The organism is Bradyrhizobium sp. USDA 376, assembly GCF_054063675.1.
Genome location: NZ_JBSSGN010000001.1, coordinates 687,703 through 713,435 on the forward strand (window position 1 = coordinate 687,703; position 25,733 = coordinate 713,435).

Below are 25,733 nucleotides of genomic sequence, written 5' to 3' on the forward strand. Positions count from 1 at the left end.
TCGTCGTGGACCGGCGTGGCCGCCGGCCTGGGGCAGATGTGGGAAGCGGGTTGCGGATGCGAAAGAGGCGACTTCACAATTTCGTGCGCTGATCCGCCGGCTTGGCGGGGCTGCGTCGAATCCCCTAAGTAGCGGCATGACACTTAACGCAAAGCCAGCCAGCCAGACTGCCGAGATCACCGGCCTCTACCGCTACCCGATCAAGGGCCTGACACCGGAGCCGCTCTCCCGCGTCCCCTTGCGGCGAGGAGAGACGCTGCCCGCCGACCGCCGCTACGCCATCGAGAACGGCCCGAGCGGGTTCGATCCGGAGGCGCCCGAATGGAAGCCGAAAATCCTGTTTCTGATGCTGGCGCGCAATGAGCGGCTAGCCTCCCTCGACAGCCGCTTCGAGGACGCCACCAACCGCCTGACCATCCGCAAGGACGGCCAGATCGTCGCCAGCGGCGATCTGGAGACGGCCGCCGGGCGCGCCGCCATCGAGGCCTACTTCCGCGAGAACTTCCAGCCGGAGTTGAAGGGCCCGCCAAAAGTCCTGTCCGGCCGCGACCACAGCTTTTCCGACGTCGCCCGCAAGGTCGTGTCCATCATCAATCTCGACAGCGTCCGCGCCATCGAGGCCATGCTCGGCGGCACCGCAGTCCACCCGCTGCGCTTCCGCGGCAATCTCTACGTGAAGGGCTGGCCGGCCTGGTCCGAGCTCGACCTCGTCGGCCAGACGCTCGCGATCGGCGATGCCCGCCTGAAGGTGGTCAAGCGCATCGTCCGCTGCCCCGCCACGAATGTCGACCCGGTGACGGCAAAGCGCGATCTCGAGATCCCGCCCACGCTCTCGCGCCATCTCGGCCACATGGATTGCGGCATCTATGCCGAGGTGATTGCCGATGGCGAGATCGGCGTGGGCGATGCGGTTGCGGTGGAGCAGCCAAAGCTGATGTAAGCGGCGTCTGCTACATAAGCGGCCGAAAAATCGGCTGGCCGTTTTTCAGCCGATCGAGGAAATCCTGCGGATCGACAGACGCGCCGTTCCCAAAGCTCAGCCTGCGCAAGGACGCATCGCGGTCATGCCGCGGCTCGATCGCCTCGGCCGCAGCCGCGGTATATCCGATCGGCAGGCAATAGCCGTCGCCATATTCCATCTCCGCGCGGCCCCCGACCTCGGCCCAGATGTCGATGCCGTGATAAAAATAGGTCCGGAGATGTCCCGTCACCGTGAGGGCCGAATCTTCGAACGAATTGACGATGATCTCGTCGGCCTCGAGGTTGCCGTCGATCATGACGCACTTGCCGTAGGCATTTGCAAATGCGCTGCAGGCAACGTTGCCCAGCACGATGAAACAGCCGCACTCCGCACCATCCTCTCCGAGATCCAGCAGGCCGTCCGCCGAGAGATCGCCGAGCACGAGCATGTTGGCCGCCGAGGCCGGCAGCGCACCTGGCACGGAAAGCGAGCCGCGATGCACGGCACAGTCGCCCTGCGGCACGAAGAAGTCGTAACGCGCCAGCTCGCGCTGAAACCTCGCCGAGCCGTTTTGCTTCAGCAGTGCGTTGAACTCCGCCGCCGTGACTTTCGCGAATGCCATGATCCCCTGCCACTCCGGGCCGAAGGTTCGGCCAGTGCCATCTTCGTCGCACGGCAGCAGCAAAAGGTTCGTGGCGCAACTGACAGCCTCGCGCATGTGAGCACGAGGCTGTCAACCTGCACTGGCGACGGTCAGTTCGGCATCACATACGCATAGATCCGGCCGCGCGAGACCGGCGCCTCGCGGACGCGGTTGCCGTTGTTGCCGGAGATCATGATCGGATTGCCCTGGGCGTCGATGCCGGTGATGATACCGACATGGCCGCCGCGGCGACCGCGCGACATCACCGCGATGGCGCCGACCTGCGGGCCGGACACGCGCGTGCCATAACGCGCGAACGAGTTCGCCATGTCCGAGCCGGTGCCACGATGGCCGGTGTGCTCCAGCACCATGTTCATGAAGCGCGCGCACCACAGGCTGCCGCGCCCGGTCGGATTGCCGCCGAGATAGCGGCGCGCCTCGGACACGAGGCCCGATCCGCCACTGAGGCCGCCGCTCATGCCCGCACCGCCGGCGTCGGCGTTCGGATCATAGCTGGCCTGGGTGTCGGCGAAGCCGCCCGCCCGCAACTGCGCCACGCTGCGCTCGAAGCGCGAGCTGCGTGCATGATGGCGGGAGTGATGATGTCTGGCGTGATGCACGTAAGTGTGCCGCTCTGCGCTATGACGATGATGCGGCCGCGCCGAGGCCGGAGAAACGAATGCGGCGACCGCCGCGAAGAAGACCGCCAGCGCGACAACACAACGCGACAGGCGGAACGCAAACAACTCAAACATTCTTCATCCTTGGTTGACACCCCACTTCCCGTCGGCCCGTGCGGTGGCCCACATCCGCCGGGGCGTAAAGCTTCCGGATGTGGCGAGAAAAAGACGCAACGTCGGCGAATAGCTGCGATGATTTTGTGTTGGTGCTGGTGCGATGCTGCCGCATTGCGGACATCAGCATTAACTGCGATCCTGCAAAGGCGGCTTGAAGAGAGGGAAACAGTTAATGCCCCACGCCACGACCTGGGATGACGTCCGCATCTATTTCGAAGAGGCGGGTCAGGGAACGCCGATCATTTTTCTGCACGAGTTCGCGGCCGACTACACCAATTGGGAGCCGCAGATGCGCTACTTCTCGCGCGGCCACCGTTGCATCACCTATTCGGCGCGCGGCTACACGCCGTCGGACGTGCCTGATGGCGAGGTCTACACCTACACGCATTTCTACACCGACGCGCTCGCCGTGCTCGATCATCTCAAGATCGAGCGCGCGCATCTCGTCGGGCTCTCGATGGGAGCCTACTCCTCGCTCCAGATCGGATTGAACGCGCCGCATCGCGCGCTGTCGATGACGCTGGCCGGCGTCGGCTCCGGCTCGGAGCTCGAGAATCTCGAGAATTGGCGCGAGCAGTGCCGCGCCAATGCCGAGCAGTTCGAGACGCTTGGCTCAGCCGAAGTGGCAAAGGTCACGCGCGAGGCGCCGAGCCGGATTCCCTTCCTGGTCAAAGACCCGCGCGGCCACGCCGATTTCTACGCCGCGCTGGCGCGCCACGATGCGAAGGGTTCGGCCAACACGATGCGCGGCTTCCAGGGCGGCCGTCCCTCGATCTACACGATGACGGATGCGATCAGGAAGGCATCCACGCCCGCGCTGATCATCTGCGGCGACGAGGACGACCCTTGCGTCGGCCCGAGCCTGTTCCTGAAGAAGCATCTGCCGGCCGCAGGGCTCGCGATGTTTCCGAAGTCAGGCCACGTGCTCAACCTCGAGGAGCCCGCGCTGTTCAACGCGACGGTGGAGCGGTTCATGGCGCTGGTCGAAGCGGGCCGCTGGCCGGTGCGCGATCCCAGGTCGCTGGCGGCGCATTAGTCTACTTGTCATTCCGGGTCGCTCGAAGAGCGAACCCGGAATCTCGAGATTCCGGGTTCGGCACTTCGTGCCGCCCCGGAATGACGCCTACGGCGTCACTTCCCTCCACCTCTGCTCAGCAGAAACACGCCCTGCTCGCCGAACATATTCCACACCCACCAGGGCAGGTTCAGCGGCACCGGGCGGCCGTAGAGATCGAGCGCCACCGAGCGCTCCATCTTGACATTGATCGCATCGCACAGCTCGACGAAATCCTTGATGGTGCAGAAGTGGATGTTGGCGGTGTCATACCAGGTCGCCGGCAGGTTCTCCGTGCGCGGCATGTGGCCGCCGATCAGGAGCTGCAGCCGCATCTTCCAGAAGCCGAAATTCGGGAACGACACGATGGCGCGGTGGCCGATGCGCAGCAAATTCTCCAGCACGACCTTCGGCTGCCGCGTCGCCTGCAGCGTCTGCGACAGGATCACGTAGTCGAAAGCGTCGTCGGGGTAATTGACGAGGTCGGTGTCGGCGTCGCCCTGCACCACCGCGAGGCCCTTGGCGACGCAGCGGTTGACGCCCTCGCGCGACAGCTCGATGCCGCGGCCGTCGATGCCGCGGGCCTCGAGCAGCTGAAGCAGGTCGCCGTCGCCGCAGCCGACGTCGAGCACTTTCGAGCCCGGCTTGACCATCTCGGCCATCAGCAGATGATCGGCGCGAACCTGGCCGGGCTGCCCGGTCGCAACGCCGCCCAGCGGCAGCACTTCCTGCACTGACATCCTAGCCACCATTGTCGTTCAATCCGCGCGCCTTGCCGGCCGATTGCAGGAAGGCGCGGGAGATGTCGAAGAACTCGGGCACGTCGAGCAGGAAGGCATCGTGGCCGCGATCGGTCTCGATCTCGGCGAACGACACCCGCGCGCTCGAGGCGTTCAGCGCGTGCACCAGCGCGCGCGATTCCGAGGTCGGAAACAGCCAGTCGCTGGTAAAGGAGACGACGCAGAAGCGGGTCTGGATGCCGGCGAACGCCTTCGCCAGCACGCCGCCATGGTCGGCGGCAATGTCGAAATAGTCCATCGCGCGCGTCAAATAGAGATAGGCGTTGGCGTCGAAGCGCTCGACGAAGGACGAACCCTGGTATCGCAGATAGGACTCGACCTGGAAGTCGGCGTCGAACGAGAAGGTCGGCAGGTCGCGATCCTGCATGCGCCGGCCGAACTTGCGATGCAGCGCGGCGTCGGAGAGATAGGTGATGTGCGCCGCCATCCGCGCCACCGCGAGGCCGCGATGCGGATGGATGCCGCGAGCGGCATAGCCGCCATTGTGCCAGTCGGGATCGGCCATCACGGCCTGGCGGCCGAGTTCGTGGAACGCGATGTTCTGCGCCGAGTGCCGCGTCGAGCAGGCGATCGCCAGCGCGGAGAACACACGCTGGGGATAGGCCGCAGTCCATTGCAGCACCTGCATGCCGCCCATCGAGCCGCCCACCACGGCGAACAGCGTGTCGATGCCGAGCCGGTCGATCAGCATCGCCTGCGCGCGCACCATGTCCGGAATGGTGATGACGGGGAATTCGAGGCCCCACACCTTGCCGGTGGCGGGATTGATCGAGGCGGGCCCGGTCGAGCCCATGCAGCCGCCGATCACGTTGGAGCAGATGATGAAGTACCTGTCGGGATCGAGCGGCCGGCCCGGGCCGACCAGGGTCTCCCACCAGCCCGGCTTGCCGGTGACGGGATGCACATTGGCGACGTGCTGGTCGCCCGTCAGCGCATGGCAGATCAGGATCGCGTTGGAGCGCTCGGCGTTGAGCTCGCCGTAGGTCTGATAGGCGATCTGGAACGGGGTGAGGTCGACACCGCAATCGAGCCGCAACGGCTGCTCGGCGCCGAAATGCGCGATGAGCGAGCTCGGATGATCCACCTCGTGCGACCGATCGTCGGCACTGATCGCGGGACTGGGTACAGACTTGACGACAACCATCTGACCATCGACCTCGTTTGCGATCGGATTTCAGACCGCATTGACATCAGGCCATGAAAAACCCGGCCTGAACGATAGGTTCGGCCGGGATCGGAAGCGTCCCCGGCCTGTTTAGCGAGTTTTTTAACGTGGCTGCAAGCCGGCCGGCTCAAATGACCACGGAACAGGCAAAAACCTACCGGCTTGGGCGGATTTCGTCAAGTCGCGGTCCGGATCAGCCAAATTCGTCCCTGCCTCGCCGACCGAACAGGCCGTCATTTCTCTTTGCTTTCGTCGCCCTGACTGCCTAATCAGGACGTTGATCGCAGCGGATCGGACCCTACCAGTCTCTTTGGCCGGCCCGCATTGGAACGCCTCTCAACAACCACTGTCAGATATGTCCCAACGTCCGCCCGCGCCACCATCATTGCAGGAATTGCGCAAGGAGATCGATGCGATCGACGAGGCAATGCATCGCCTGCTGATGCAGCGCGGCGACATCATCGACCGCCTGATCCAGGTGAAGCAGACCCAGGAGGTTGGCTCGGCCTTCCGGCCGGCGCGCGAGGCCTCCATGATGCGCGAGATCGTGCAGCGTCATCGCGGCATCCTGCCGCTCGACACCGTCGAGAGCATCTGGCGCGTCATCATCTCGACCTTCACCTATGTGCAGGCGCCGTTCTCCGTGCATGCCGACATCTCGGTGAGCGAGCCCGCGATGCGCGATTCCGTCCGCTTCCATTTCGGCTTCACCGTGCCTTACGTCGCGCATTTCAGCGCGCAGGCCGCGGTCGAGGCGGTGGCGAAGTCCAAGGGCGATCTGGCGCTGGTCTCGGCGACCTCGAGCCGCACGCCGTGGTGGCTGGAGCTGGAGGCAGAAGGCGCGCCGAAGATCATCGCGCGGATGCCCTTCGTCGAGCGCGCCGACCATCCGGCCGCGCTGCCGGTGTTCGCGATCTCGCGCGTCGCCGACAGCGCGCTGGTGACGGAGGTCGAGACCTTCAGCGTTCGCGTGTCGGGGTGGAATGCCGAGGTCGCGCGCACCCTGTCGCCGCTCGCCGATATCGTGGCGGTACCCGATACCGCCTTCGACGGCGCGGCGCTGCTGGTCTCGGTCACGGCTGCGAGCAGCATCGACAAAATCAAGGCTGCCCTGATCGAGGCGGGGGCCTCGGTGCGCTCCACGGCCCTCGTCGGCAGCCACGCAACGCGCTATACGGTGGCCCCGACCGGGTCGAAATCGTAAATCGCGTACCGCCTAAAGCCTATCCGGAGTTGAAGATGTCCCGCCCCGTGCCGAACCCCGGCATTCTCGATATTGCGCCCTACACGCCCGGCAAGACCCCGGTGCCGGAGCCGGGCCGCAAGGTGTTCAAGCTCTCGGCCAACGAGACGCCGTTCGGGCCCTCGCCCAGGGCGATCGAGGCCTTCAAGCGCGTGGCGGATCATCTGGAAGACTATCCGGAAGGCACCTCGCGCGTGCTGCGCGAAGCGATCGGCCGCTCTTTCGGCCTCGACCCGAACCGCATCATCTGCGGCGCCGGCTCGGACGAGATCCTCAACCTGCTCGCCCACACCTATCTCGGCCAAGGCGACGAGGCGATCTCCACCACGCACGGCTTCCTGGTCTATCCGATCGCGACCATGGCGGTCGGCGCCAGGAACGTGATCGCGGAAGAGACCAACCTCACCTGCAACGTCGACGCCATCCTGAAGGCGGTGACGCCGAAGACAAAACTGGTCTGGCTCGCCAATCCGAACAACCCGACCGGCACCTATATTCCGTTCGACGAGGTCAAGCGGCTGCGCGCCGGCCTGCCCTCGCACGTGCTGCTGGTGCTGGACGCCGCGTATTGCGACTACGTCTCGCGCAACGATTACGAGATGGGAATCGAGCTCGTCGCCACCACCGAGAATACGGTGGTGACCCACACCTTCTCCAAGATCCACGGCCTTGCCGCGCTGCGCATCGGCTGGATGTTCGGGCCCGAGCACATCATCGACGCGGTCAACCGCATCCGCGGTCCCTTCAACGTGTCGACGCCGGCAATGTATGCCGCGGTCGCCGCGATCGAGGACACCGCGCATCAGGCGATGTCGAAGCAGTTCACCGAGACCTGGCGCAACTGGCTGACCGAGGAGATCACCAAGCTTGGCCTGAAGGTGACGCCGAGCGTTGCCAATTTCGTGCTGATCCACTTCCCGATCGACAAGGGCAGGACCTCGGACGACGCCGACGCCTTCCTCACCAAGCGGGGCCTCGTGCTGCGCGCGCTGAAGAACTACGGCCTGCCGCATTCCCTGCGCATGACCATCGGCACCGAAGAGGCCAACCGCCTCGTCGTCGATGCCTTGCGCGACTTCATGGCCGGCAAATGAGCGCGAACCCGCATTTCCAGCGCGTCGCCCTGATCGGCTTCGGCCTGATCGGCGGCTCGATCGCGCGCGCTGCGAAGCTCCAGGGCCTCGCCGGCGAGATCGTCACCACCGCGCGCTCGGAGAAGACGCGTGCGCGGGTGATCGAGCTCGGCATTGTCGACCAGGTGGTGGCAACCAATGCGGAGGCGGTGAAGGATGCCGATCTCGTCATCCTCTGCATTCCCGTCGGCGCCTGCGGGCCGGTCGCGCAGGAGATCGCGCCGCATCTGAAGCCCGGCGCTGTCATCTCCGACGTCGGCTCGGTCAAGGGCGCGGTGGTCAGGGACATGGCGCCGCATCTGCCAGAGGGCGTCCATTTCGTGCCGGCACACCCGGTCGCGGGCACCGAGCATTCGGGGCCGGATTCCGGCTTCGCCGAGCTCTTCATCAACCGCTGGTGCATCCTGACGCCGCCGGAGGGCACCGACACTGAGGCCGTCGCGCATTTGCGCGCGTTCTGGGCGGCGATGGGCGCCAAGGTCGAGGTGATGACGCCGGATCATCATGATCTCGTGCTCGCGATCACCAGCCATCTGCCGCATCTGATCGCCTACACCATCGTCGGCACCGCCGACGAGCTGGCTCAGGTGACGGAATCGGAAGTCATCAAGTTCTCCGCCGGCGGTTTTCGCGATTTCACCCGCATCGCGGCGTCCGATCCGACGATGTGGCGCGACGTCTTCCTCGCCAACAAGGAAGCGGTGCTGGAGATGCTCGGCACCTTCACTGAGGATCTCGCCAAGCTGACCCGCGCGATCCGCCGCGGCGACGGCGAGGCGCTGTTCGATCACTTCACCCGCACCCGCGCCATCCGCCGCGGCATCGTCGAGATCGGCCAGGATTCGGCGGTAGCCGATTTCGGCCGCCAGCACGGGCAGCTCGAGAAGAAGCCGTAGCCCCTGTCATTCCGGGGCGCCCGAAGGGCGAGCCCGGAATCCATTGGGCCGCAGCGCACGCGGTGAAATGGATTCCGGGTTCGATGCTGCGCATCGCCCCGGAATGACGAGAGAGGTTTCAATACAGCGGCGGGATCTGGCCGACCTTGACCGGGCCGAGCAGCACCGCACCGTCGACGAACTTCAGCGGGAAGCTGCGCGCCTTCTTGCCCTCGAGCGTGCTCTCGGTGCCGATCGAGTTGATGCCGGCGGCAACGCCGGCGTTGGCGTTCTGCTTGATGACCTTGCCGAGGCCGGGAACGGCGCGGTCGAGCGCGCCGAAGAGATTGTTGAGGTCCTGCGACTTCACGCCGGGCGCGACGCGATCCAGCGTTGCCTGCGGCACGCCCTCTTCCAGCATCTTCTCGATGCCGAGTGCCGGGATCACGCGCTCGAGGCCGGTCACCGTCATCTGCAGCTCGCCGTCCAGTCGGCCATTGGCCGAGAGGCCGAGCGTGCCGGCCGCGACCGCGATCATCTCGCCCTGCTGGATCCGCGACTGCACGATCTCGATATGACCGCCGGCGGCCTGGATCTCGCGGAAGCGCTGCGGCCAGGGCTTCGGCGTGAGGTCGGAGAGGCCCGTGACCTTGGCGCGCGTGTCGGCCTCGAACGGCTCGGCGAGCAAGGGATGAACGCCCTGGATGCTGCCCTGCGCGACATGGAGCACGGTCTCGATGACAGGGTGATCGGCAGGCGAGCCATCCGCAAGGCGGCCATGCAGCTCGACCTGCTTGGCGCGCGCGAGCGGCACCTGCACGCTGCCGTCCAGCCGGTTGATGTTGGGATCGTCGAACACGAGAGAGGCGCGCTCCGGCACGGCCGGCAGGCCGACGACGCTGCTGCGGCCCTTGCTCCAGTTCACCACGAAGGTGTTTTGCGTGACGCCGTCGGTCAACGTGGCCGGCGCCGAAAACTCGGCGATCACGAGCTTGGGATCGTAGACCTGCGCAACGACCAGGATGTTGTCGAGCTTGGCCGTGAACGGCGTCTTGCTGGCGTTCTGCGAGACCAGGGCGACGCTGGCGCCGGAGCACTGGACCTCGAAGCGGAACGGGAAGCCTGCGATCGAGCGCTTGGCGCAATCATAGATGCGGCCGGACTTGGCCTCCTGCGCGCGCCAGGCATCTGCGGCCACCTCGGCCTGCGAAGCGGCATAGAACCAGAAGCAGGTCCACGCGAGGGCGAGGATCAGCAGGAGAACGGGTGCGATGAAAAGGCCCCAACGGGAGCGGCGGCCTGTGGCAACGGTCATATCGGACATGCGGCGACCCTTTGGCCCCAGATTCAGGCAAATGTAAGCGGGGCCGGCCCCCGACGAAAGACTGAGAATCCGCTTCGTTTCGGGGCTTGGTTCTGGTAGCCGTGCCCGAAATGTCGGAAATCACCCTCCCCTCCGTCACCACAGCCAAGGGCGACCTCTGGGTGTTCGGCTACGGCTCGCTGATGTGGCGGCCGGGCTTCGAATTCGAGGAACGCGTCCCGGCCCGGCTGGTCGGCGAGCATCGGGCGCTCTGCGTCTATTCCTTCGTGCATCGCGGCACGCCGGAGAAGCCCGGCCTGGTGCTCGGGCTCGATCGCGGCGGCGCCTGCCGAGGCATCGCCTTCCGCGTCGCCGAAAAGAACCGCGCTGACGTCGTCGCCTATTTGCGCGAACGCGAGCAGGTGACGTCGGTCTATCGCGAGGTGATGCGCTCGGTATGGCTGGAGAATGATGCGCGGCAGCGCGTCTCGGCGCTCGCCTATGTCGTCGACCGCGGCCATGTCCAATATGCCGGCCGGCTGTCGCTCGCCGAGCAGCACCGCCATGTCGTTCAGGGCCACGGCCAGTCCGGCGCCAACCGCGACTACGTCACGGCAACGGTGAAGGCCATCGAGGCCGAAGGTTTTCGCGACACGCAATTGCATCAGCTCGCGACGATGCTGCATGGTGATGCGCATCCCCTGCACGCGCCGGCACCCGAAGATCGAGAGAGCCGCTAACTCTCCGACGGCGCGTAGCTCGGCGCGCTGCCGATCAACTGCTCCTGCTCTTTCCGCCCCGCTTCGACGAGGCGGCCGGTCGCGTCCTCGATGACCGTTTGCACGCGGGAGAGAAACTCGTCCTTCGGCAGGCCCGGCGGCAACGGGTCGAGGAACTCGACCACCAGCGTGCCGGGATAGCGCATGAAGGTGCGGCGTGGCCAGAACAGGCCTGAGTTGAGCGCGATCGGCAGGCACGGCACGCCGCAGGACGAATAGATCTGGGCGAAGCCGGTCTTGTAGTCGGGCGGCGCGCCCGGCGCGCGGCGCGTGCCTTCCGGAAAGATCACGAGCTGCCGGCCGCTGCGCACCGCTTCGCGCGCGCGCCGCGTCATGTCCAGCAGCGCCTTCACGCCGGCATTGCGATCGATCGCGATCATCCCGGTCTTGACCAGGAACTGGCCGAATACCGGAATCTGCATGAGCTGGCGCTTGAGGATGAAGATCGGGCGGTGGAAGAAACCCGGCAGCACGAAGGTTTCCCAGAACGACTGGTGCTTCGCTGCGATTACCAGCGGTCCCTGCGGGATCTTCTCGACACCCCGGAATTCCACCTTGATGTTGCAGATCACGCGCATCAGGACCAGCGTCGCCTTCGCCCACCATCGCGCGACCGTGAGCATGGCACGCGGCGGCAATGCGAAGGTCGGCAGCGCCACGATCGCGAGGCACACCAATACGGCGTAGAACAACACGTTGAACACGAACGAGCGCAGGAAAATCAGAAACATCGACGATCCGATTAATTTGCCGATCAATTGCCGGTCAATTGGCTTGGGCGGTGGCGGGCCGCTTGGGCTGCTGACCTGCAGGCTGCTCCGACATCTCGGGTGAAAGGTCAATCCCGAAATCCTCCAGCCGCACCCTGAGTTCGGCCGCGATGTACTTGACATATTCGGACAAGAGCAGCCGCAGGGTGGAGGCCGAGGTCCACCACGGCTCCTCGCGCCATTTGTCGCCGACCACCACGAACGGGATCAGCGTGGTCTCCGGCATCGCATGCGAGAATTCCACCAGCGCGCGCGGCATGTGGTAATTCGAGGTGACCACGATCAGCGACTTGAATCGTCGCCCCTCGGCCCAGCGCCGCGCCTCCGCGGCGTTGCCGCGGGTCGTGAGCGCGGTGCGGTCGAGGTCGACGCAGCAGGTCATGAAGGCCTGGTTCTCCGGCAAGGTCCGCGAGATGTCGTTCGCCGTCGAGGTCGGATGCACGCCGGAAATCAGCAACCGCTTGCCATAGCCGGCGGCGAGCAGCTCCATCGCGTCCGACACCCGCGAGGAACCGCCGGTCAGAACTACGATGCCGTCGGCCTTGCGGTCCGGCGCGATCTCGGCGCCGCGCATCTGCGACAGGAACGCGACGAAGCCCGCCGCCGCGCCGACGAAAGCGAGCGCAATCGTCGACACGATTGTCGCGCGCAGCCAGCCGCGCGGCAGTTTCGGCGATCGATCGTCGGTCGGCGAGGTCATGCGATGTCAGTGATCCCTTCCCTGGATGATTTTAGGACGTTTTGAGGCGAAGTGGAGTCCGCTTTATCGGACCTAATCAACGTCATTCAATGTCGCGAACAGCGTCTGCCGCGAAGCTACAGCTGTAATGGCACCGATCAGGACCGCCTGCACGGCGAGCACGACATAGCCGGACGGCCGCAGCGAGAAGGTGCCGAGCAGCGCGGCGAACTGATCTCCGACCGGTGTCCCCGAGAACCAGCCGGCGACCGACTCGGAGAAGCCGAACACCAGCATGGCGGCACCGCCGCCGATCACGCCGCCTTCGAGGCCGAGCCTGAGGAAATGGCGCAGGAAACGATTGGCGATGTAGCGGTCGCCGGCACCGACGAAATGCAGCACCTCGACGATCGGGCGGTTCGCCGCCATGGCGCCGCGGGTCGCGAACGACACCGAGATGATGGTCGCGATAATGACGAGCGCGAGGATGCCGAGGCCGGCGAGCACGGTGGCATTGGTCATCGAGCGCATGCGCTCGATCCAGGCGCGGTGATCGTCGACGCTGGCGCTTGGCGCCACTTGCGTCACCCGGGCGCGCAAGGCGCCGAGATCGAGCGGCGTGCCCGGCTGCACGCGCGCGATGATCATGCGCGGCACCGGCAGATCGTCCATCGACAGCCCGGTGCCGAGCCAGGGCTCGAGCAGCTTGCTGCTCTCGTCCTTGCTGAACGGCTTGACCTCGACGATGCCGGCCTGCGCGCGCATCGCCTCGGTCACGGCCGCGGTGTCGCGGTCGAGATCGCGCCCCGCTTGCGGACGGACCTGGATGGTGATCTCGCTTGCGACGTCCGACTGCCACTCCGCGGCGGAGGCGCTGACCAGCAGCACCGTGCCCGTGGTCATCGACGCCAGGAAGGTCATGATGGCGACGACCGCGACCAGCGCGCGGCCGTGGATCGAGGCGCGCGGCACGATCGGCGACATGTTGCGCGCCTTGGCCGGAAGCTGCGGACGCTCCTGTCCGAGATCGACCAGCACGCCGCGCTCGTCGGTCCTATTCATAAACGTGCAGCCGTCCCTGATGCAGCACCAGCCGCCGCGCCTCGTACTGGTCCATCAGGCCGATGTCGTGGGTCGCGATGATGACGGCGGTGCCGGATTTGTTGAGCTCGATGAAAAGCCGCAGCAGGCGGCGGCCGAGCGTCGGATCGACGCTGCCGGTCGGCTCGTCCGCGAGCAAAAGCTGCGGCCGCGAGATCACCGCGCGCGCGATCGCGGCGCGCTGCTTCTCGCCGCCCGACAGGATCGGCGGCAGCGCGTCCATGCGATCGCCGAGGCCGACCCAGCGCAGGAGGTCGATGACCTCCTTGCGATAGCTCGACTCGCTGCGGCCCATGACGCGGAACGGCAGCGCGACATTCTCGTAGGTCGTCATGTGGTCGAGCAGGCGGAAGTCCTGGAGCACGATGCCGATGCGCTTGCGCAAGTCCGCGATCTCGTCCTTGCCGAGCTGCGAGATGTCGTGGCCGAACAGATTGACGAGGCCGCGCGTCGGCCGGTGCGACAGGAACAACAGGCGCAGCAGCGAGGTCTTGCCGGCACCCGACGGGCCGGTGAGAAACTGGAAGGAATGCGCGGGGATCTGGAAGCTGAGGTCGCGCAGGATCTCCGGCCCCAGGCCGTAACGCAATCCGACATTTTCGAACCGAACCAAGCTCAGCTCCGTTCGAGAGGGGGCGACAGAAGCGCCGCGACGCTCCGCCATGCGCGATCAACGGTTTTTGCGACCGTTATGGTTTCCGGTTCGTTAACGGTCGCCTTGTAGCATCCAGGGCAACCGGCTCTCCGGCTCATCAAGACCAGTCCATGCATCAAGGCTCGTCCATGCATATCGTCTGCCCCCATTGTACGACATCCTACGCCATCAAGCCCGCGAGCCTGGGGGCGAACGGACGGACGGTCCGCTGCTCCCGCTGCAAGGAGACCTGGGTCGCCTATGCCGAGGATGCCATCGAGGAGGCGTCCGTCCCGGCCATGGCCGCGGCCAGCCGGGCCGACGACCAGTCCGACCTTGCCGAGCAGTGGAACTCCTATGCCAAGGACGATGGCGCCACCGATGCGCCGGTGATCGAGAGCCCCTCGATCGCCAGCGACTGGCCAGCCGAGGACGCCCGGGAGATCGAGGACGAGTGGTCAGCGGCAGCCCGGGCCGCCGAGGAAGACGCCGTCGGCGCCCAGCACCAATCCTGGTTCCGCGGCCTGTTCAGCCGCCGCGGAGCGCGGGTGAAGCGTGCGGCCCCCGCTGTGGCGCCGCGAAAATCCTATTTCGGCCTGCCGACCGCCTGCGCCGCCATGGCCGCGCTGGTGTTGGCCCTGATCATGTGGCGCGGCGACGTGGTGCGCCTGCTGCCGCAGACGGCGGCCTTCTACAAGATGGTCGGGCTCGAGGTGAATTTGCGCGGGCTGGCCTTCAAGGACGTCAAGCTCTCCAGCGAGACCGTTGACGGTAAGCAGGTGCTGGTGATCGAGGGCGTGATCGTCGGCCAGGGCAAGAAGCCGCTCGATATCCCGCGGCTGCGCTTTGCCGTGCGCGATGCGCAGGGCGCGGAAATCTACGCCTGGAATACCGTGCTGGAACAGACCGTGCTGCAGCCCGGCGAGCGCGCCTTCTTCCGCTCGCGCCTGGCCTCGCCGCCGCCGGAGGGCCGCAATATCGACGTTCGCTTCTTCAACCGGCGCGACATCGCCGGCGGCAGCGTATAGTCGTCACACGGGAGGTTGGTCCCAAGGTTGGTCTCATGCCGAAAATCCTGATCGCCGACGACGAGGATTCGATGCGCACGCTGGTGGCGCGCGCGATCGCCATGGACGGCCACGAGACCGTGACCGCACAGGACGGCGCCGAGGCGCTGGAGATCCTGACCCGCGAGGACGGTGCGTTCGATCTCTTGCTCACCGACATCCAGATGCCCGTGATGGACGGCATCGCGCTGGCGCTGTCCGCCGCGCGCGACTTCCCCGACCTGACCATCTTGCTGATGACGGGCTTTGCCGACCAGCGCGAGCGCGCCTCGAATTTGAACGCGCTGGTGCACGATGTCGTGACAAAACCGTTCTCGGTGGCGGATATCCGCACCGCCGTGGCCGACGCGCTGGCGGCGAAGAAGGGGTAGCCGGCGGCGCTGCAGTTGCGTCGGCTATACCTCTATGACGCGACGCCACCGCTACACATTCGGTGTCGTCCTGGCGAAAGCCAGGACCCATACCGCGTGATTTATCTGTCGGAAATGGAAGTCGTACCGGGCAACCAGTCTTCGCCAAACGCCTCCCTGGGGTAATGGGTCCTGGCTTTCGCCAGGACGACATCGGGGAGGCATCGAGGCTATCGCCCGCTAAAAATCCTTCAGCAGTCGCTCGATGTAGTCGAGCTCGATCTGCGGGCGCGAGGGATCCCCTAGGCGGCGGCGGAGCTCTTCGAGGATGCGGCGGACGCGCTGGGCGTCGATCTCGCCGGGAATCTTGACCGTGTAATCGTCGCCGAACTCACGGCCGTGAAGCGGACGGCCGAGCGGATCGGTCTGATTGCCGCCGCTCTGCTGGCGGCCGGCCCGGTTGCCGGGGCCGTCGCCCTGCCCGTCGCCGTCGCCCTGCTGCATCGCCTCGGCCATCTTCTGCGCGCCCTTGCGCAGGGCATCGAGCGCCTTGCCCTGCGAGTCCACGGCACCATCCGCATTGCCCTCGCCGAGCTTCGAGCCGGCATCGCCCATGGCGCCGTCGGCGGCATCCAGGCTGCCGTCATCGTCACCCTGGTCGCCGTCCTGATCGCCATCCTGGCCGGACTGTCCCGGATCGCCCTGCTGGCCCTTCTGCCCCGGCTGACCTTTCTGGCCCTTTTGACCCTTCTGCGCCAGGCCGCGCTTGGCGAGTTCGTCCTGCAGCTTCTTCAGGCGGTCGCGCAGCGCCTGCTGGTCCTGCTGGAGGTCCGACATCGACTGGTCGCCCTGCTTGCCGCGGGAGCGGTCACGCCGGGAGTCCTGGCCCTGCTTGAACGTCTTGTCGCGCAATTGCTGCTGCTTGCGGATCATGTCGCTGAGCTCGTTCAGCGCCTGCTCCATGTCGCTGTCGCCGGATTGCCCCGGCTGCGCCATCTGGAGATTTTCCATGATCTGCGCGAGCTGCTCGAGCATGCGCTGGGCCGCCTCGCGATTGCCCTCGCGCGCCGCCTTCTCGATCTGCTTCAGCAGTTCGTCGAGATCGCGCTGCGTGATGACGTTGCGATCACGGCTGGAGGACTGGCTCCGTTCCGTCGCGCGCTTGTATTCCTCGAGCTTCTGGATGGCATCGGATTGATTGCTCAGGCTCTTGCCCGATTCCTTCTGCCTGAGGCTGTCGCCGGAATCCTGCATCGCCTTTTCGGCGCTGTCGAGCAGCGCGTCGGGATCCTGATTCAGCTGGGCAGCGGCCGGCGAGACGCCGCCCAACAGCAAGGCGAAGCAGGCGATCGAGATCGCCTTGAAGACTGGCACGCGCGCTAGCTTCCGCATTTCCGGTCCCGCGTAAACTGGTTGGCCCCGTCGTTGCCCGCCTTCCCCCGGTTGCTCGCCGACTTCCGATAGGCCTGAAGCTGCTGGCGAAGTGCGTCCTGCTGCTGCGCCAGCTCCTCGAGCTGCTCCGCCGTCGCATGCTGGGTCTTCTGTCGCAGCTCGATGGCCTTGTCGAGGATGAGCTGAACCTCCGCGGGGAACGGCTGCCGGGGCCCAAGCGGATTCTGCTCGGCGCGGCGGGCGAGATCGCGCACCTTGCCGGCCATGGCCTCGCGGAGCTTTTGCGTCAGCACCTTGATCTCATCCTCGCTGGCGCCGCGTTCCAGCGCCCGCTTCAGCGCGTCCTGCGCCGAGCGCAGCGCGGCGTTGACGCTTCCGGCGACACCGTCATCCTCGATGGTGACCGCGAAAGCCCACATGCTCGCCACCACGTCGCGCAGCGCATCGTCGGTGCGGGCGGCCTCGAGCTGGGCAGCGAGGCTGCGCAGGCCGAGATAGCAGCCGGCATCCGGCGTGAACAATTCAGGCGCGATCATCAGCGCGTCGAGCGCGACGTAGACGTCGGAATTCTTGTTGGCGTCGAGCGCGAGGATGCGGCGCTGCTCGATCAGCGCGCGCGCCAGCGAGTTGGTGAACAGGCGCTCGGGCAGGCGCATGTTGAACGGCTCGCTCCTCGCCTCGTTGCCGGCCTCGTCCTTGGCGGTGAGCGTCAGCGTGACGTCGGCGCCGGCATAGGGATCCTCGCTGAGGTCCTTCACGGTCTGGCCGACGCCGTTGCGGGTGCGCACGTTCGGCAGCACCAGCGGGAATTGCGGCGGCTGGAACAGCGGCCGCGCGGCGGCCTTGGTGTCGCCCTTGCCGGAATCCTTGGCATCGACGGCGCGCAGGCCGATTTGCGCCTCGGCGCCGGTGACGCCGTAATCGTCCTCGATCTTGTAGGAGAGCTGGAGTCCGCCGCGCGCCTGGCGCTCGGGATCCTTGGCGAGCGAGATCGTCGGCGCGCGATCGGGCGTCGCCGCAAACGCCCATTGCGGCTGGCCGGAGGGCGCACGGACATGCGCGGTGCCGTCGCCGGTGATGGCGAAATGCTTCTCGTTGGTGCCCTTGGGCGTGGCTTCAGTGGGGGCGACCTCCTTCAGGCCGCCGGAGACGACGACATCGAGGTTGCCGCCGGAGGAGCGCACGATCAGGGTCGAGCCGGCGGGCACGGCGAGCGGACCGCTCGCCGGCAGCGCTGCGGCCTCTTTGTTGGCCGCCGACAGGATCACCGGCGGCTTGCCGGTGTAGAGCGGCGGCGTGACCCAGGCATCGACGCGAACGTTGGTCGGTGCCAGCACGCCGTTCCAGTCGAAGGCGGCCCCGAGCCGCATCGCGCGTTCATCGCCGGCGGCGAAGAAGGTCGCAACCAGCATCACCATCACCAGCGCCCGCAGCGCCCAGGGATCGTGCAGAGCGAGCCGCGGGCGCGGCAGACCGGCCCGGATGCGCTTGAGCGACGCCAGCGTGCGCTCACGCTGCGCCTGCCACAGCGCCTTCGCGATCGGGTCCTGCGAGGTCAGGGTATCGGTGAGCGTGGTCGCCGGGCGGTGACGGATGCCGGAGCCGCGGTCGAGCCGGCCCAGCGCTTCCTCGCGGCTCGGCCAGCGGAACCGAAGCAGGGGGAACAGCGCGGCGATCGCAATGCCGGCAAAAATGACGAGACCGAGGGCACGGGCCAGGAACGGCAGCGCCAGCCAGAGACCGGCCCAGGACACCACCAGGAACAGGCCGATGACGGTCAGCAGTCGCGCGAGATTTGGCCAGGCACGCTCCCACGCGATGGCATAGATGGCCCGGTCGAGGGCCTGCGCCAGCTTCAGCCGCGACAGAGCGTCGCCATCGCGGATCGGGTCTGACGGGTCGGGGGTGACGCCGTTCAATCAGCTCTCCAGGTTGCCCGGTAGAGTGAAGCGTACCACAACGGCAGCACTGAGGCATCCGTTCCTGTACGGGAGACACCCCTTTTCCCGCATAACACGAGGACGTGACTGGCCCGCCGCAACCCCGTAATTTCCGCGCCGCCACCTCAAGGGAAACGAAGGAAACGCCATGGACAAGAAGATGCACGACAAGGGCCTCGAGGTCCGCAAAGCGGTACTCGGAGAAGCCTATGTCAACAACGCCCTGAAGAACGTCGACGATTTCAACCGTCCGTTCCAGGAGATGCTCAACGAGTATTGCTGGGGCACGGTGTGGGGCCGCGAGGAGCTGCCGCGCAAGACCCGGAGCATGCTCAACATCGCGATGATCGCGATCCTCAACCGCCAGCACGAGTTTCGCGCGCATCTCAAGGGCGCACTCACCAACGGCGTCACCCGCGACGAGATCCGCGAGATCCTGATGCAGGTCGCGATCTACGGCGGCATGCCCGCCGCCGTCGACAGCTTTCGCATCGCGCGCGAGGTGTTCGCGGAGATCGATGGGAAGGCGTGAGGGTCGTGTGGTGAGGGGCGCGAAGTCCCTCCTCATCGTCGTCCTGGCGCAGGCCAGGACCCATAACCACCAGCGGATGTGGTTGCGAGGACTCGGAGTGACCGCTTTCGCGCCCCACTCCTCTCTGGGGTAATGGGTCCTGGCCTTCGCCAGGACGACACCGAAATTGGGCGCACGCATATCAACAAACAACAAATAACAAGCACAAGGAAACACCATGGACATCGGATTCATCGGGCTCGGAAACATGGGTTTCCCGATGGCGCGGCGGCTGATCGAGGCGGGACACAAGCTCGTCGTGTTCGACATGCGCGAGGAGGTCACGGACAGGCTGGTGGCGCGCGGCGCTACTGCTGCGTCATCGCCGAAGGACGTCGCCGACCAGGTCGAGACCGTGATGGCGAGCCTGCCCTCGCTGCAGGCTTCGCTTGAGGTTGCCACGGGCGCGAACGGTGTGATCGAGGGGAGCCGCGTCAAGCGCTTCATCGATCTCTCCACCGTCGGCTCGGCGATGGCCGCGAAGATTCACGGCCTCCTGGCAAAGCGCGACATCGTGCAGATCGATTCTCCCGTCTCCGGTGGAGTCGGCGGTGCCGAGAAAGGCACGCTGGCGGTGATGGTGTCGGGGCCGAAGGCGGAGTTCGAGCTCTTGAAGCCGGCGCTCGACGTGATCGGAAAGGTGTTCTTCATCGGCGAGAAGCCCGGCGCGGCACAGACCATGAAGCTCGCCAACAATTTCCTGTCGGCCACTGCCATCGTGGCGACGTCGGAAGCCGTCGTGATGGGCGTAAAGGCCGGGCTCGATCCCGCCGTGATGATCGACGTCATCAATGCCGGCTCGGGCATGAACACCGCAAGCCGCGACAAGTTTCCGCGCTCGGTGCTGCCGCGCACCTTCGACTTTGGCTTCGCCACGGGGCTGATGGTCAAGGACGTGCGGCTGGCGCTGGAGGAGATGAAGCAGCTCGGCCTGTCGATGGAGGTCGCCGATGCGGTCGGGCGGCTGTGGGAGACGGTGATCAGCGCGGAAGGCGCGGAGTCGGATTTCACCGCGGCGATCAAGCCGATCGAGAAGAAGGCGGGGGTGGTGGTCGGGGGGAAAGGTGGATTGGCGGGGAAGTAGTTTCCGTTGTCGTCCCGGCCTAGTGCGCAATTGCGCACGGGGGGCCGGGACCCATAACCACCGAATTGGATTTGGCGAAGGCTGGTCATGACCACTTCGCACTACGACTTCTGCTGCGGAGTTATGGGTCCCGGCCTTCGCCGGGACGACACCGCGTATGAGGCGTGCTTGCGCCGCCCCTCACCTCACTCACAGCCACGGCGCGGGCGTATCCATCGCGATCAGTTGCTCGACCTCGATGCGCGGGCGCACCACGGCGTACTGGTCGCCCTTTACCAGCACCTCGGGCACCAGCGGGCGTGTGTTGTAGGTGCCGGCCTGCACGGCGCCATAAGCGCCGGCGGTCATGATGGCGAGGAGATCGCCCGCCTTCGGCGTCGGCAGCGTGCGGTCGAGCGCGAGATAGTCGCCGGTCTCGCAGACCGGACCGACGACGTCGGCCGTGATCGTGGCCACATCCTTCGCCGGCTGCGTCACCGGCAGGATGTCGTGATGGGCTTCATAAAGCGTGGGGCGGATCAGATCGTTCATCGCGGCGTCGATGATGACGAAATTCTTGCCGTCGCCGTGCTTCACATAGATCACCTTGGCGACCAGGATGCCGGCATTGCCGACGATCATGCGGCCCGGCTCGAACATCAGCGTGCAGCCGAGATTGTGGCTGACGCGTTTGACCATGGCGGCGTAGGCGGCGGGCGCCGGCGGTGCCTCGCGGTCCATGTAGTAGGGAATGCCGAGGCCGCCGCCGAAATCGACGTGGCTGATGTCGTGGCCGTCGCTACGCAGCGTCTGCACGAATTCGGAGAGGATGCGGAACGCGGTCTCCATGCCGGAGAGATCGGTGATCTGGCTGCCGATATGCACGTCGGTGCCGGTCACTTCGATACCAGGCAGCTTTGCAGCGCGCGCATAGACCTCGCGGGCATGCACGATCGGGATGCCGAACTTGTTCTCGGACTTGCCGGTGGAGATCTTGGCATGCGTGCCGGCATCGACGTCGGGATTGACGCGCAGCGAGATCCGCGCGGTCTTGCCCATTTCGGTTGCAAGGCGCGAGAGCAGTTCGAGCTCGGGCTCGGATTCGACGTTGAGACAGAGGATGTCGGCGGCGAGTGCCGCACGCAGCTCGTCTTCCGTCTTGCCGACGCCGGAGAAGACGATCTTGCTGGCGGGAATGCCGGCGGCCAGCGCGCGCTTCAACTCGCCGCCCGAGACCACGTCAGCGCCGGCGCCCAGCTTGGCCAGCGTGCGCAGCACGGACTGGTTGGAGTTCGCCTTCATGGCGTAGCAGACCAGCACCTTCTCGCCGGCGAAAGCCTCGGTGAAGACGCGGTAATGCCGCTCCAGGGTCGCGGTCGAATAGCAATAGAACGGCGTGCCGACCGTTGCGGCCAGCTCGGACAGGTTCACCGCCTCGGCGTGCAGCACGCCGTTGCGATAGTCGAAATGGTTCATGGCGTTGGCTCAGTTGTCCCGGCTTATTTCTTGCCGGGAGGTTCGTCCAGGAGCGGGTCGAGGATAAACGGTTTCTTGCTGCCCTTGGCCGCCGCCGGCGCGGAGTCTGCGCCGGAGGTGGGGTTGAACAGGCTCGGCGTCTTCTGGGCTGCCGTCTCGGTCTCGGTTGGAGCTGCGACGTTGGCCGTGGACGCGCCGGACGCGGTCGGCGGCAGGTCGAGCGGACCTTTGCGGCCGCAGCCGGCAAGCGCGAGCGCCGTCAGGCTCAAGACAATGATGGCCCACCCCGAGCCGGCCGGGCGAAACTTTGACGTCACGACGAAATCCCCACTACGCGGGCCGCACCATACAGAGATTGGCGCGCTCTGGCGAGAGCCGGATGACCATGAAACATAAGCGAAATTTTGCCCCTCAGCCCAATTTCCGCTCTTTTTCCAGCCGCTTCGCCCAGGCCTTGGCCTGAGAGGCCACGTTCTTCGGCGCGGTGCCGCCGAAGCTGGTGCGGCTCTTCACCGACGATTCGACCGAGAGCACGCCGAGCACGTCCTTGGTGATCTTGGGCTCGATCGCCTGCATCTCCTTCAGCGGCAGCTCGTGCAGCGCCACGCTTCCCTCGGCGGCCTTGGCCACGATGCGGCCGGTGACGTGGTGGGCGTCGCGGAACGGCATTTTCAGGGTCCGCACCAGCCAATCGGCGAGATCGGTCGCCGTGGCATAGCCCTCGCCGGCGGCCGCCTTCATCTTCGCTTCATCGGGCACGAGGTCTTGAACCATGCCGGTCATGGCGCGGATCGCCAGCGACAGCGCGGCAAAGCCCTCCATGGCGCCCTGCTTGTCCTCCTGCATGTCCTTTTGATAGGCGAGCGGCAGGCCCTTCATCACGATCAGGAGGCCGTTGAGCGCACCGATGACCCGCCCGGTCTTGGCGCGCACGAGCTCGGCGGCATCCGGATTGCGCTTCTGCGGCATGATCGAGGAGCCAGTGGTGAACTTGTCGCTGAGACGGATCAGGCCCACCAGTGGCGAGGTCCAGATCACGATCTCCTCGGCGAAGCGCGACATGTGCACGGCGCAGATCGAGGCGGCCGAGAGCGTCTCCAGCACGAAGTCACGGTCGGAGACGGCGTCGAGCGAGTTCGCCATCGGGCGGTCGAAGCCGAGCGCCTTCGCGGTGGCATGGCGGTCGATCGGGAACGAGGTGCCGGCGAGCGCGGCGGCGCCGAGCGGCGACTCGTTGAGTCGCTTGCGTGCGTCCTGGAAGCGGCCGCGGTCGCGCGCGGCCATCTCGACATAGGCGAGCAGATGATGGCCGAAGGTGACGGGCTGCGCGGTCTGCAAATGGGTGAAGCCGGGCATCACCGTCCCGGCATGCTCCAGCGCACGCTCGACCAGCGCCTGCTGGAACGCGGCGAGCGCAGCGTCGGTCTCGTCGAGCACGTCGCGGACATAGAGACGGAAGTCGGTCGCGACCTGGTCGTTGCGCGAGCGCGCGGTGTGCAGGCGGCCGGCCGCGGGGCCGATCAGCTCCGACAGGCGGCTCTCGACATTCATATGGATGTCCTCGAGCGCGCGCTTGAATTCGAAGCCGCCCTTGCCGATCTCTGACAAAATCGTGTCTAGACCCTTGCCGATATTTTTCGCATCAGAGGCCGTGATGATGCCCTTCGCGGCGAGCATCGCGGCGTGGGCCTTGGACGCGGCAATGTCCTGGGCAAAGAGGTGACGATCGACGTCGATGGAGACGTTGATCTCTTCCATGATCTCATCGGGACGTTCCGAGAACCGGCCGCCCCACATCTTGTTGCTCATGATCCCCTGCTCACGCCTTGCTTTGCCGCACGTTTGCTGGCCGAGGCCAGCCGTATTAAGAGGCCCCTGATAGCCATATCTGCGACCGGATGACAAACGATATGCTCGACCAGAAGCCCTCCGCCACGCGCCGGATCCCCCTCGTCGTCGCCACCGTGGCGATCGGCGGGCTGGCCGGCTTCGCCGCGCTGTACGGGCTGGGCCTGAGCCGGGCGCCCTCAGGCGATCCGACCTGCAAGCCGGCCGTCGCAACGGCGCAGAAAATAGCCCCGCTCGCCCATGGCGAGGTGGCCGCCCTGACCATGGCAAGCGCGCCGTTGAAGCTGCCCGACCTCGCCTTCGAGGATGCCGACGGCAAGCCGAAGAAGCTGTCCGATTTCCGCGGCAAGACGCTGCTGGTGAACCTCTGGGCCACCTGGTGCGTGCCGTGCCGGAAGGAAATGCCGGCGCTGGACGAGCTCCAAGGCAAGCTGTCGGGCCCGAATTTCGAGGTGGTGGCGATCAACATCGACACCCGCGACCCGGAGAAGCCGAAAACCTTCCTGAAAGAGGCTAACCTGACCCGGCTCGGCTACTTCAACGACCAGAAAGCCAAGGTTTTCCAGGATCTTAAGGCGATAGGCCGGGCGCTGGGCATGCCGACCTCGGTGCTGGTCGACCCGCATGGCTGCGAGATCGCGACGATCGCCGGGCCGGCGGAATGGGCGAGCGAGGATGCGCTCAAGCTGCTCCGGGCGGCGACAGGCAAGGCCGCCGCGTCGCTTTGAGGGTTAGGCGGTCACGTTGAGATTGCCGCCGACGCCGGGGCCGACATTGGCGAGCGAAGGCTGACCGGCACCGAGCAGGGTCAGGACGGTGGATTTCTCCATATCCATGTTCTGCTTGGTCAGCGTCGCCGCAATATTCGACTGCAGCGCGCCTTGCTGAGCGGCCAGCATGGTGCTGACCATCGCCATCATGTCCATTACGCGAACCCTCGTACCGGCTGTAACCTAGACGCGAGGGGTTAATGGGACATGAATTGTCACAGTGCCGTAGGGTGGGCAAAGGCGCACTTGCGCCGTGCCCACCATCTGTCCGCAAATTGGATTGAAGCGGTGGGCACGCTTCGCTTTGCCCACCCTACGGCACCTACGGCACCGGGCAATGGGTCAGCGCGTCGGAACCGGCTTGGCGCCGCGGTAGTCGTAGAAGCCGCGCTGGGTCTTGCGACCGAGCCAGCCGGCCTCGACGTATTTCACCAGCAGCGGGCACGGGCGGTACTTGGAGTCGGCGAGGCCCTCGTGCAGGACCTGCATGATCGACAGGCAGGTATCGAGGCCGATGAAATCGGCGAGCTCGAGCGGGCCCATCGGATGGTGCGCCCCTAACTTCATCGCCGCGTCGATCGCCTCGACATTGCCGACGCCTTCGTACAGCGTGTAGATCGCCTCGTTGATCATCGGCAGCAAAATGCGGTTGACGATGAAGGCCGGGAAGTCCTCGGACACCGCGACCTGCTTGCCGAGCTTGGCGACGAATTCCTTGGCCGCCTCGAAGGTCGCATCATCCGTGGCGATGCCGCGGATCAGCTCGACCAGCTCCATCAGCGGCACCGGATTCATGAAGTGGATACCGATGAAGCGCTCGGGCCGGTCGGTGGCCGCGGCAAGGCGGGTGATCGAGATCGAGGACGTATCGGAGGCGACGATCGCCTCCGGCTTCAAGATAGCGCAGAGCTCGTGGAAGATCTTGCGCTTGACCTCTTCCTTCTCGACCGCGGTCTCGATCACGAGATCGCAGTCGGCGAGGTCGTCGAGCTTCTCGGCGGCCACGATGCGCGACAGCGCCTGGGTCTTGGCCTCCTCGGTGACGACCTTCTTGGAGACCTGGCGGGCCAGATTGCCGTTGATGGTGGCCATGCCCGACTTGAGGCGGTCGGCCGAAACGTCGTTGAGCACCACGTCGAAGCCGGCCAGCGCCGCAACATGCGCGATGCCATTGCCCATCTGACCCGCGCCGATCACGCCGACCTTCTTGATCACTGCCGCCATAATGTCATCCACCGGAACGGCGCGCGACGCGCGCCCTGCCTATCCCCTTGAGCCAGGAGGTCCGATTTAATCAGAACCCGGGCTCGAAACCTAGA

27 protein-coding genes and 1 riboswitch are annotated in these 25,733 nt (G+C 65.9%); of the genes, 11 read left to right on the top strand and 16 right to left on the bottom strand.

The features are described 5' to 3' along the window. Positions 1 to 136 precede the first annotated feature (136 nt). Entirely contained in the window at positions 137 to 940 is an 804-nt protein-coding gene (locus tag ACVJ19_RS03010; protein ID WP_453947958.1) for an MOSC domain-containing protein, read from the top strand. 10 nt (positions 941 to 950) lie between these two features. Here the strand turns inward: ACVJ19_RS03010 and ACVJ19_RS03015 are convergent, their stop codons facing one another. Continuing rightward, the gene (locus ACVJ19_RS03015; protein WP_453947959.1) at positions 951 to 1,583 is read right to left on the bottom strand and encodes a hypothetical protein; all 633 of its coding nucleotides are present in this window, start codon (positions 1,581 to 1,583) and stop codon (positions 951 to 953) included. A gap of 131 nt (positions 1,584 to 1,714) precedes the next feature. Further along, positions 1,715 to 2,359, bottom strand: a complete 645-nt coding sequence (locus ACVJ19_RS03020; RefSeq protein WP_453947960.1) for an NlpC/P60 family protein — start codon at positions 2,357 to 2,359, stop codon at positions 1,715 to 1,717. Between the two features lie 214 nt (positions 2,360 to 2,573). Here ACVJ19_RS03020 and ACVJ19_RS03025 point away from each other — a divergent pair, with 214 nt between their 5' ends. Further along, a complete protein-coding gene (locus ACVJ19_RS03025) occupies positions 2,574 to 3,437 on the top strand; it encodes an alpha/beta fold hydrolase (protein WP_453947961.1) in 864 nt (287 codons plus the stop codon). A gap of 95 nt (positions 3,438 to 3,532) precedes the next feature. Here the strand turns inward: ACVJ19_RS03025 and metW are convergent, their stop codons facing one another. After that, positions 3,533 to 4,195, bottom strand: a complete 663-nt coding sequence (metW, locus tag ACVJ19_RS03030) for a methionine biosynthesis protein MetW (protein WP_453947962.1) — start codon at positions 4,193 to 4,195, stop codon at positions 3,533 to 3,535. A 1-nt stretch (position 4,196) separates the two neighbouring features. Continuing rightward, positions 4,197 to 5,399, bottom strand: a complete 1,203-nt coding sequence (gene metX / locus ACVJ19_RS03035; RefSeq protein WP_453947963.1) for a homoserine O-acetyltransferase MetX — start codon at positions 5,397 to 5,399, stop codon at positions 4,197 to 4,199. 90 nt (positions 5,400 to 5,489) lie between these two features. Next, positions 5,490 to 5,569: riboswitch (SAM riboswitch) on the bottom strand. Positions 5,570 to 5,775: 206 nt separating this feature from the next. Here metX and ACVJ19_RS03040 point away from each other — a divergent pair. From ACVJ19_RS03040 to ACVJ19_RS03050, 3 genes are read left to right on the top strand one after another with little or no spacing between them, the layout of a single operon-like run. Continuing rightward, complete coding sequence (locus ACVJ19_RS03040; protein ID WP_211402832.1) at positions 5,776 to 6,624, top strand: chorismate mutase; 849 nt, start codon at positions 5,776 to 5,778, stop codon at positions 6,622 to 6,624. 35 nt (positions 6,625 to 6,659) lie between these two features. Beyond that, a complete protein-coding gene (locus ACVJ19_RS03045; RefSeq protein WP_453947964.1) occupies positions 6,660 to 7,757 on the top strand; it encodes a pyridoxal phosphate-dependent aminotransferase in 1,098 nt (365 codons plus the stop codon). Beyond that, the gene (locus tag ACVJ19_RS03050; RefSeq protein WP_453947965.1) at positions 7,754 to 8,692 is read left to right on the top strand and encodes a prephenate/arogenate dehydrogenase family protein; all 939 of its coding nucleotides are present in this window, start codon (positions 7,754 to 7,756) and stop codon (positions 8,690 to 8,692) included. Before ACVJ19_RS03045 ends, ACVJ19_RS03050 begins: the two co-directional genes overlap by 4 nt. A 118-nt stretch (positions 8,693 to 8,810) precedes the next feature. Here the strand turns inward: ACVJ19_RS03050 and ACVJ19_RS03055 are convergent, their stop codons facing one another. After that, positions 8,811 to 9,995, bottom strand: a complete 1,185-nt coding sequence (locus ACVJ19_RS03055; RefSeq protein ID WP_453947966.1) for a DUF2125 domain-containing protein — start codon at positions 9,993 to 9,995, stop codon at positions 8,811 to 8,813. 110 nt (positions 9,996 to 10,105) lie between these two features. Between ACVJ19_RS03055 and ACVJ19_RS03060 the strand changes: the two genes are divergently transcribed. Next, complete coding sequence (locus ACVJ19_RS03060; protein ID WP_453947967.1) at positions 10,106 to 10,714, top strand: gamma-glutamylcyclotransferase; 609 nt, start codon at positions 10,106 to 10,108, stop codon at positions 10,712 to 10,714. Here ACVJ19_RS03060 and ACVJ19_RS03065 read toward each other — a convergent pair. The 4 genes from ACVJ19_RS03065 to ftsE all read right to left on the bottom strand — a co-directional run bounded on the left by ACVJ19_RS03065 (position 10,711) and on the right by ftsE (position 13,916). Further along, positions 10,711 to 11,484, bottom strand: coding sequence for a lysophospholipid acyltransferase family protein (locus ACVJ19_RS03065; protein ID WP_456739350.1), 774 nt, complete (start codon positions 11,482 to 11,484; stop codon positions 10,711 to 10,713). The genes ACVJ19_RS03060 and ACVJ19_RS03065 overlap by 4 nt on opposite strands. A gap of 34 nt (positions 11,485 to 11,518) precedes the next feature. Next, positions 11,519 to 12,223 (bottom strand): YdcF family protein, encoded by a 705-nt coding sequence (locus ACVJ19_RS03070; protein ID WP_453947968.1) that lies wholly within the window; start codon positions 12,221 to 12,223, stop codon positions 11,519 to 11,521. 72 nt (positions 12,224 to 12,295) lie between these two features. Further along, positions 12,296 to 13,264, bottom strand: coding sequence for a cell division protein FtsX (locus tag ACVJ19_RS03075; RefSeq protein WP_453947969.1), 969 nt, complete (start codon positions 13,262 to 13,264; stop codon positions 12,296 to 12,298). Next, positions 13,257 to 13,916 (bottom strand): cell division ATP-binding protein FtsE, encoded by a 660-nt coding sequence (gene ftsE / locus ACVJ19_RS03080; RefSeq protein ID WP_018646542.1) that lies wholly within the window; start codon positions 13,914 to 13,916, stop codon positions 13,257 to 13,259. Before ftsE ends, ACVJ19_RS03075 begins: the two co-directional genes overlap by 8 nt. Positions 13,917 to 14,086: 170 nt before the next feature. Between ftsE and ACVJ19_RS03085 the strand changes: the two genes are divergently transcribed. Beyond that, positions 14,087 to 14,965 carry an MJ0042-type zinc finger domain-containing protein gene (locus ACVJ19_RS03085; protein ID WP_453947970.1) on the top strand — a complete coding sequence of 293 codons (879 nt, stop codon included), beginning with the start codon at positions 14,087 to 14,089 and terminating at the stop codon, positions 14,963 to 14,965. Between the two features lie 35 nt (positions 14,966 to 15,000). After that, entirely contained in the window at positions 15,001 to 15,375 is a 375-nt protein-coding gene (locus ACVJ19_RS03090) for a response regulator (RefSeq protein WP_025033579.1), read from the top strand. A 219-nt stretch (positions 15,376 to 15,594) separates the two neighbouring features. Here the strand turns inward: ACVJ19_RS03090 and ACVJ19_RS03095 are convergent, their stop codons facing one another. Together ACVJ19_RS03095 and ACVJ19_RS03100 are read right to left on the bottom strand one after the other, a co-directional pair. Next, positions 15,595 to 16,746: a DUF4175 family protein gene (locus ACVJ19_RS03095; protein ID WP_453947971.1), complete on the bottom strand. Its 1,152-nt coding sequence runs from the start codon at positions 16,744 to 16,746 to the stop codon at positions 15,595 to 15,597. After that, positions 16,734 to 18,665: a TIGR02302 family protein gene (locus ACVJ19_RS03100; protein ID WP_456739351.1), complete on the bottom strand. Its 1,932-nt coding sequence runs from the start codon at positions 18,663 to 18,665 to the stop codon at positions 16,734 to 16,736. The genes ACVJ19_RS03095 and ACVJ19_RS03100 overlap by 13 nt, the downstream gene beginning before the upstream one ends. Before the next feature lie 169 nt (positions 18,666 to 18,834). Between ACVJ19_RS03100 and ACVJ19_RS03105 the strand changes: the two genes are divergently transcribed. Next, positions 18,835 to 19,218, top strand: coding sequence for a carboxymuconolactone decarboxylase family protein (locus ACVJ19_RS03105; protein ID WP_008567285.1), 384 nt, complete (start codon positions 18,835 to 18,837; stop codon positions 19,216 to 19,218). A gap of 217 nt (positions 19,219 to 19,435) precedes the next feature. Then, positions 19,436 to 20,341 (top strand): NAD(P)-dependent oxidoreductase, encoded by a 906-nt coding sequence (locus ACVJ19_RS03110; RefSeq protein WP_453947973.1) that lies wholly within the window; start codon positions 19,436 to 19,438, stop codon positions 20,339 to 20,341. A gap of 189 nt (positions 20,342 to 20,530) precedes the next feature. Here ACVJ19_RS03110 and lysA read toward each other — a convergent pair whose 3' ends face one another. The 3 genes from lysA to argH form a co-directional block, all read right to left on the bottom strand. Then, positions 20,531 to 21,796, bottom strand: coding sequence for a diaminopimelate decarboxylase (gene lysA, locus ACVJ19_RS03115; protein WP_453947974.1), 1,266 nt, complete (start codon positions 21,794 to 21,796; stop codon positions 20,531 to 20,533). A gap of 23 nt (positions 21,797 to 21,819) precedes the next feature. Continuing rightward, positions 21,820 to 22,113, bottom strand: coding sequence for an LPS translocon maturation chaperone LptM (lptM, locus tag ACVJ19_RS03120; protein ID WP_453947975.1), 294 nt, complete (start codon positions 22,111 to 22,113; stop codon positions 21,820 to 21,822). Positions 22,114 to 22,207: 94 nt separating this feature from the next. Then, on the bottom strand, positions 22,208 to 23,605 hold the full coding sequence (gene argH, locus ACVJ19_RS03125; protein ID WP_453947976.1) for an argininosuccinate lyase: 1,398 nt from the start codon (positions 23,603 to 23,605) through the stop codon (positions 22,208 to 22,210). Positions 23,606 to 23,706: 101 nt separating this feature from the next. Here argH and tlpA point away from each other — a divergent pair, with 101 nt between their 5' ends. Further along, the gene (gene tlpA / locus ACVJ19_RS03130; RefSeq protein ID WP_453947977.1) at positions 23,707 to 24,372 is read left to right on the top strand and encodes a thiol:disulfide interchange protein TlpA; all 666 of its coding nucleotides are present in this window, start codon (positions 23,707 to 23,709) and stop codon (positions 24,370 to 24,372) included. 3 nt (positions 24,373 to 24,375) lie between these two features. On the opposite strand, the gene ACVJ19_RS03135 is transcribed toward tlpA, so the two are convergent. After that, on the bottom strand, positions 24,376 to 24,570 hold the full coding sequence (locus ACVJ19_RS03135) for a putative motility protein (RefSeq protein WP_027562813.1): 195 nt from the start codon (positions 24,568 to 24,570) through the stop codon (positions 24,376 to 24,378). A gap of 186 nt (positions 24,571 to 24,756) precedes the next feature. Next, complete coding sequence (locus tag ACVJ19_RS03140) at positions 24,757 to 25,638, bottom strand: 3-hydroxybutyryl-CoA dehydrogenase (RefSeq protein ID WP_453947978.1); 882 nt, start codon at positions 25,636 to 25,638, stop codon at positions 24,757 to 24,759. Between the last annotated feature and the right edge of the window lie 95 nt (positions 25,639 to 25,733).

Excerpts from the sequence above, each read along its gene's own strand:
- ACVJ19_RS03010 (WP_453947958.1), top strand. The coding sequence starts at position 137 with ATGACACTTAACGCAAAGCCAGCCAGCCAGACTGCCGAGATCACCGGC.
- ACVJ19_RS03015 (WP_453947959.1), bottom strand. The coding sequence starts at position 1,583 with ATGGCATTCGCGAAAGTCACGGCGGCGGAGTTCAACGCACTGCTGAAG.
- ACVJ19_RS03020 (WP_453947960.1), bottom strand. The coding sequence starts at position 2,359 with ATGTTTGAGTTGTTTGCGTTCCGCCTGTCGCGTTGTGTTGTCGCGCTG.
- ACVJ19_RS03025 (WP_453947961.1), top strand. The coding sequence starts at position 2,574 with ATGCCCCACGCCACGACCTGGGATGACGTCCGCATCTATTTCGAAGAG.
- metW (WP_453947962.1), bottom strand. The coding sequence starts at position 4,195 with ATGTCAGTGCAGGAAGTGCTGCCGCTGGGCGGCGTTGCGACCGGGCAG.
- metX (WP_453947963.1), bottom strand. The coding sequence starts at position 5,399 with ATGGTTGTCGTCAAGTCTGTACCCAGTCCCGCGATCAGTGCCGACGAT.
- ACVJ19_RS03040 (WP_211402832.1), top strand. The coding sequence starts at position 5,776 with ATGTCCCAACGTCCGCCCGCGCCACCATCATTGCAGGAATTGCGCAAG.
- ACVJ19_RS03045 (WP_453947964.1), top strand. The coding sequence starts at position 6,660 with ATGTCCCGCCCCGTGCCGAACCCCGGCATTCTCGATATTGCGCCCTAC.
- ACVJ19_RS03050 (WP_453947965.1), top strand. The coding sequence starts at position 7,754 with ATGAGCGCGAACCCGCATTTCCAGCGCGTCGCCCTGATCGGCTTCGGC.
- ACVJ19_RS03055 (WP_453947966.1), bottom strand. The coding sequence starts at position 9,995 with ATGTCCGATATGACCGTTGCCACAGGCCGCCGCTCCCGTTGGGGCCTT.
- ACVJ19_RS03060 (WP_453947967.1), top strand. The coding sequence starts at position 10,106 with ATGTCGGAAATCACCCTCCCCTCCGTCACCACAGCCAAGGGCGACCTC.
- ACVJ19_RS03065 (WP_456739350.1), bottom strand. The coding sequence starts at position 11,484 with ATGTTTCTGATTTTCCTGCGCTCGTTCGTGTTCAACGTGTTGTTCTAC.
- ACVJ19_RS03070 (WP_453947968.1), bottom strand. The coding sequence starts at position 12,223 with ATGACCTCGCCGACCGACGATCGATCGCCGAAACTGCCGCGCGGCTGG.
- ACVJ19_RS03075 (WP_453947969.1), bottom strand. The coding sequence starts at position 13,264 with ATGAATAGGACCGACGAGCGCGGCGTGCTGGTCGATCTCGGACAGGAG.
- ACVJ19_RS03085 (WP_453947970.1), top strand. The coding sequence starts at position 14,087 with ATGCATATCGTCTGCCCCCATTGTACGACATCCTACGCCATCAAGCCC.
- ACVJ19_RS03090 (WP_025033579.1), top strand. The coding sequence starts at position 15,001 with ATGCCGAAAATCCTGATCGCCGACGACGAGGATTCGATGCGCACGCTG.
- ACVJ19_RS03095 (WP_453947971.1), bottom strand. The coding sequence starts at position 16,746 with ATGCGGAAGCTAGCGCGCGTGCCAGTCTTCAAGGCGATCTCGATCGCC.
- ACVJ19_RS03105 (WP_008567285.1), top strand. The coding sequence starts at position 18,835 with ATGGACAAGAAGATGCACGACAAGGGCCTCGAGGTCCGCAAAGCGGTA.
- ACVJ19_RS03110 (WP_453947973.1), top strand. The coding sequence starts at position 19,436 with ATGGACATCGGATTCATCGGGCTCGGAAACATGGGTTTCCCGATGGCG.
- lysA (WP_453947974.1), bottom strand. The coding sequence starts at position 21,796 with ATGAACCATTTCGACTATCGCAACGGCGTGCTGCACGCCGAGGCGGTG.
- argH (WP_453947976.1), bottom strand. The coding sequence starts at position 23,605 with ATGAGCAACAAGATGTGGGGCGGCCGGTTCTCGGAACGTCCCGATGAG.
- tlpA (WP_453947977.1), top strand. The coding sequence starts at position 23,707 with ATGCTCGACCAGAAGCCCTCCGCCACGCGCCGGATCCCCCTCGTCGTC.
- ACVJ19_RS03135 (WP_027562813.1), bottom strand. The coding sequence starts at position 24,570 with ATGGACATGATGGCGATGGTCAGCACCATGCTGGCCGCTCAGCAAGGC.
- ACVJ19_RS03140 (WP_453947978.1), bottom strand. The coding sequence starts at position 25,638 with ATGGCGGCAGTGATCAAGAAGGTCGGCGTGATCGGCGCGGGTCAGATG.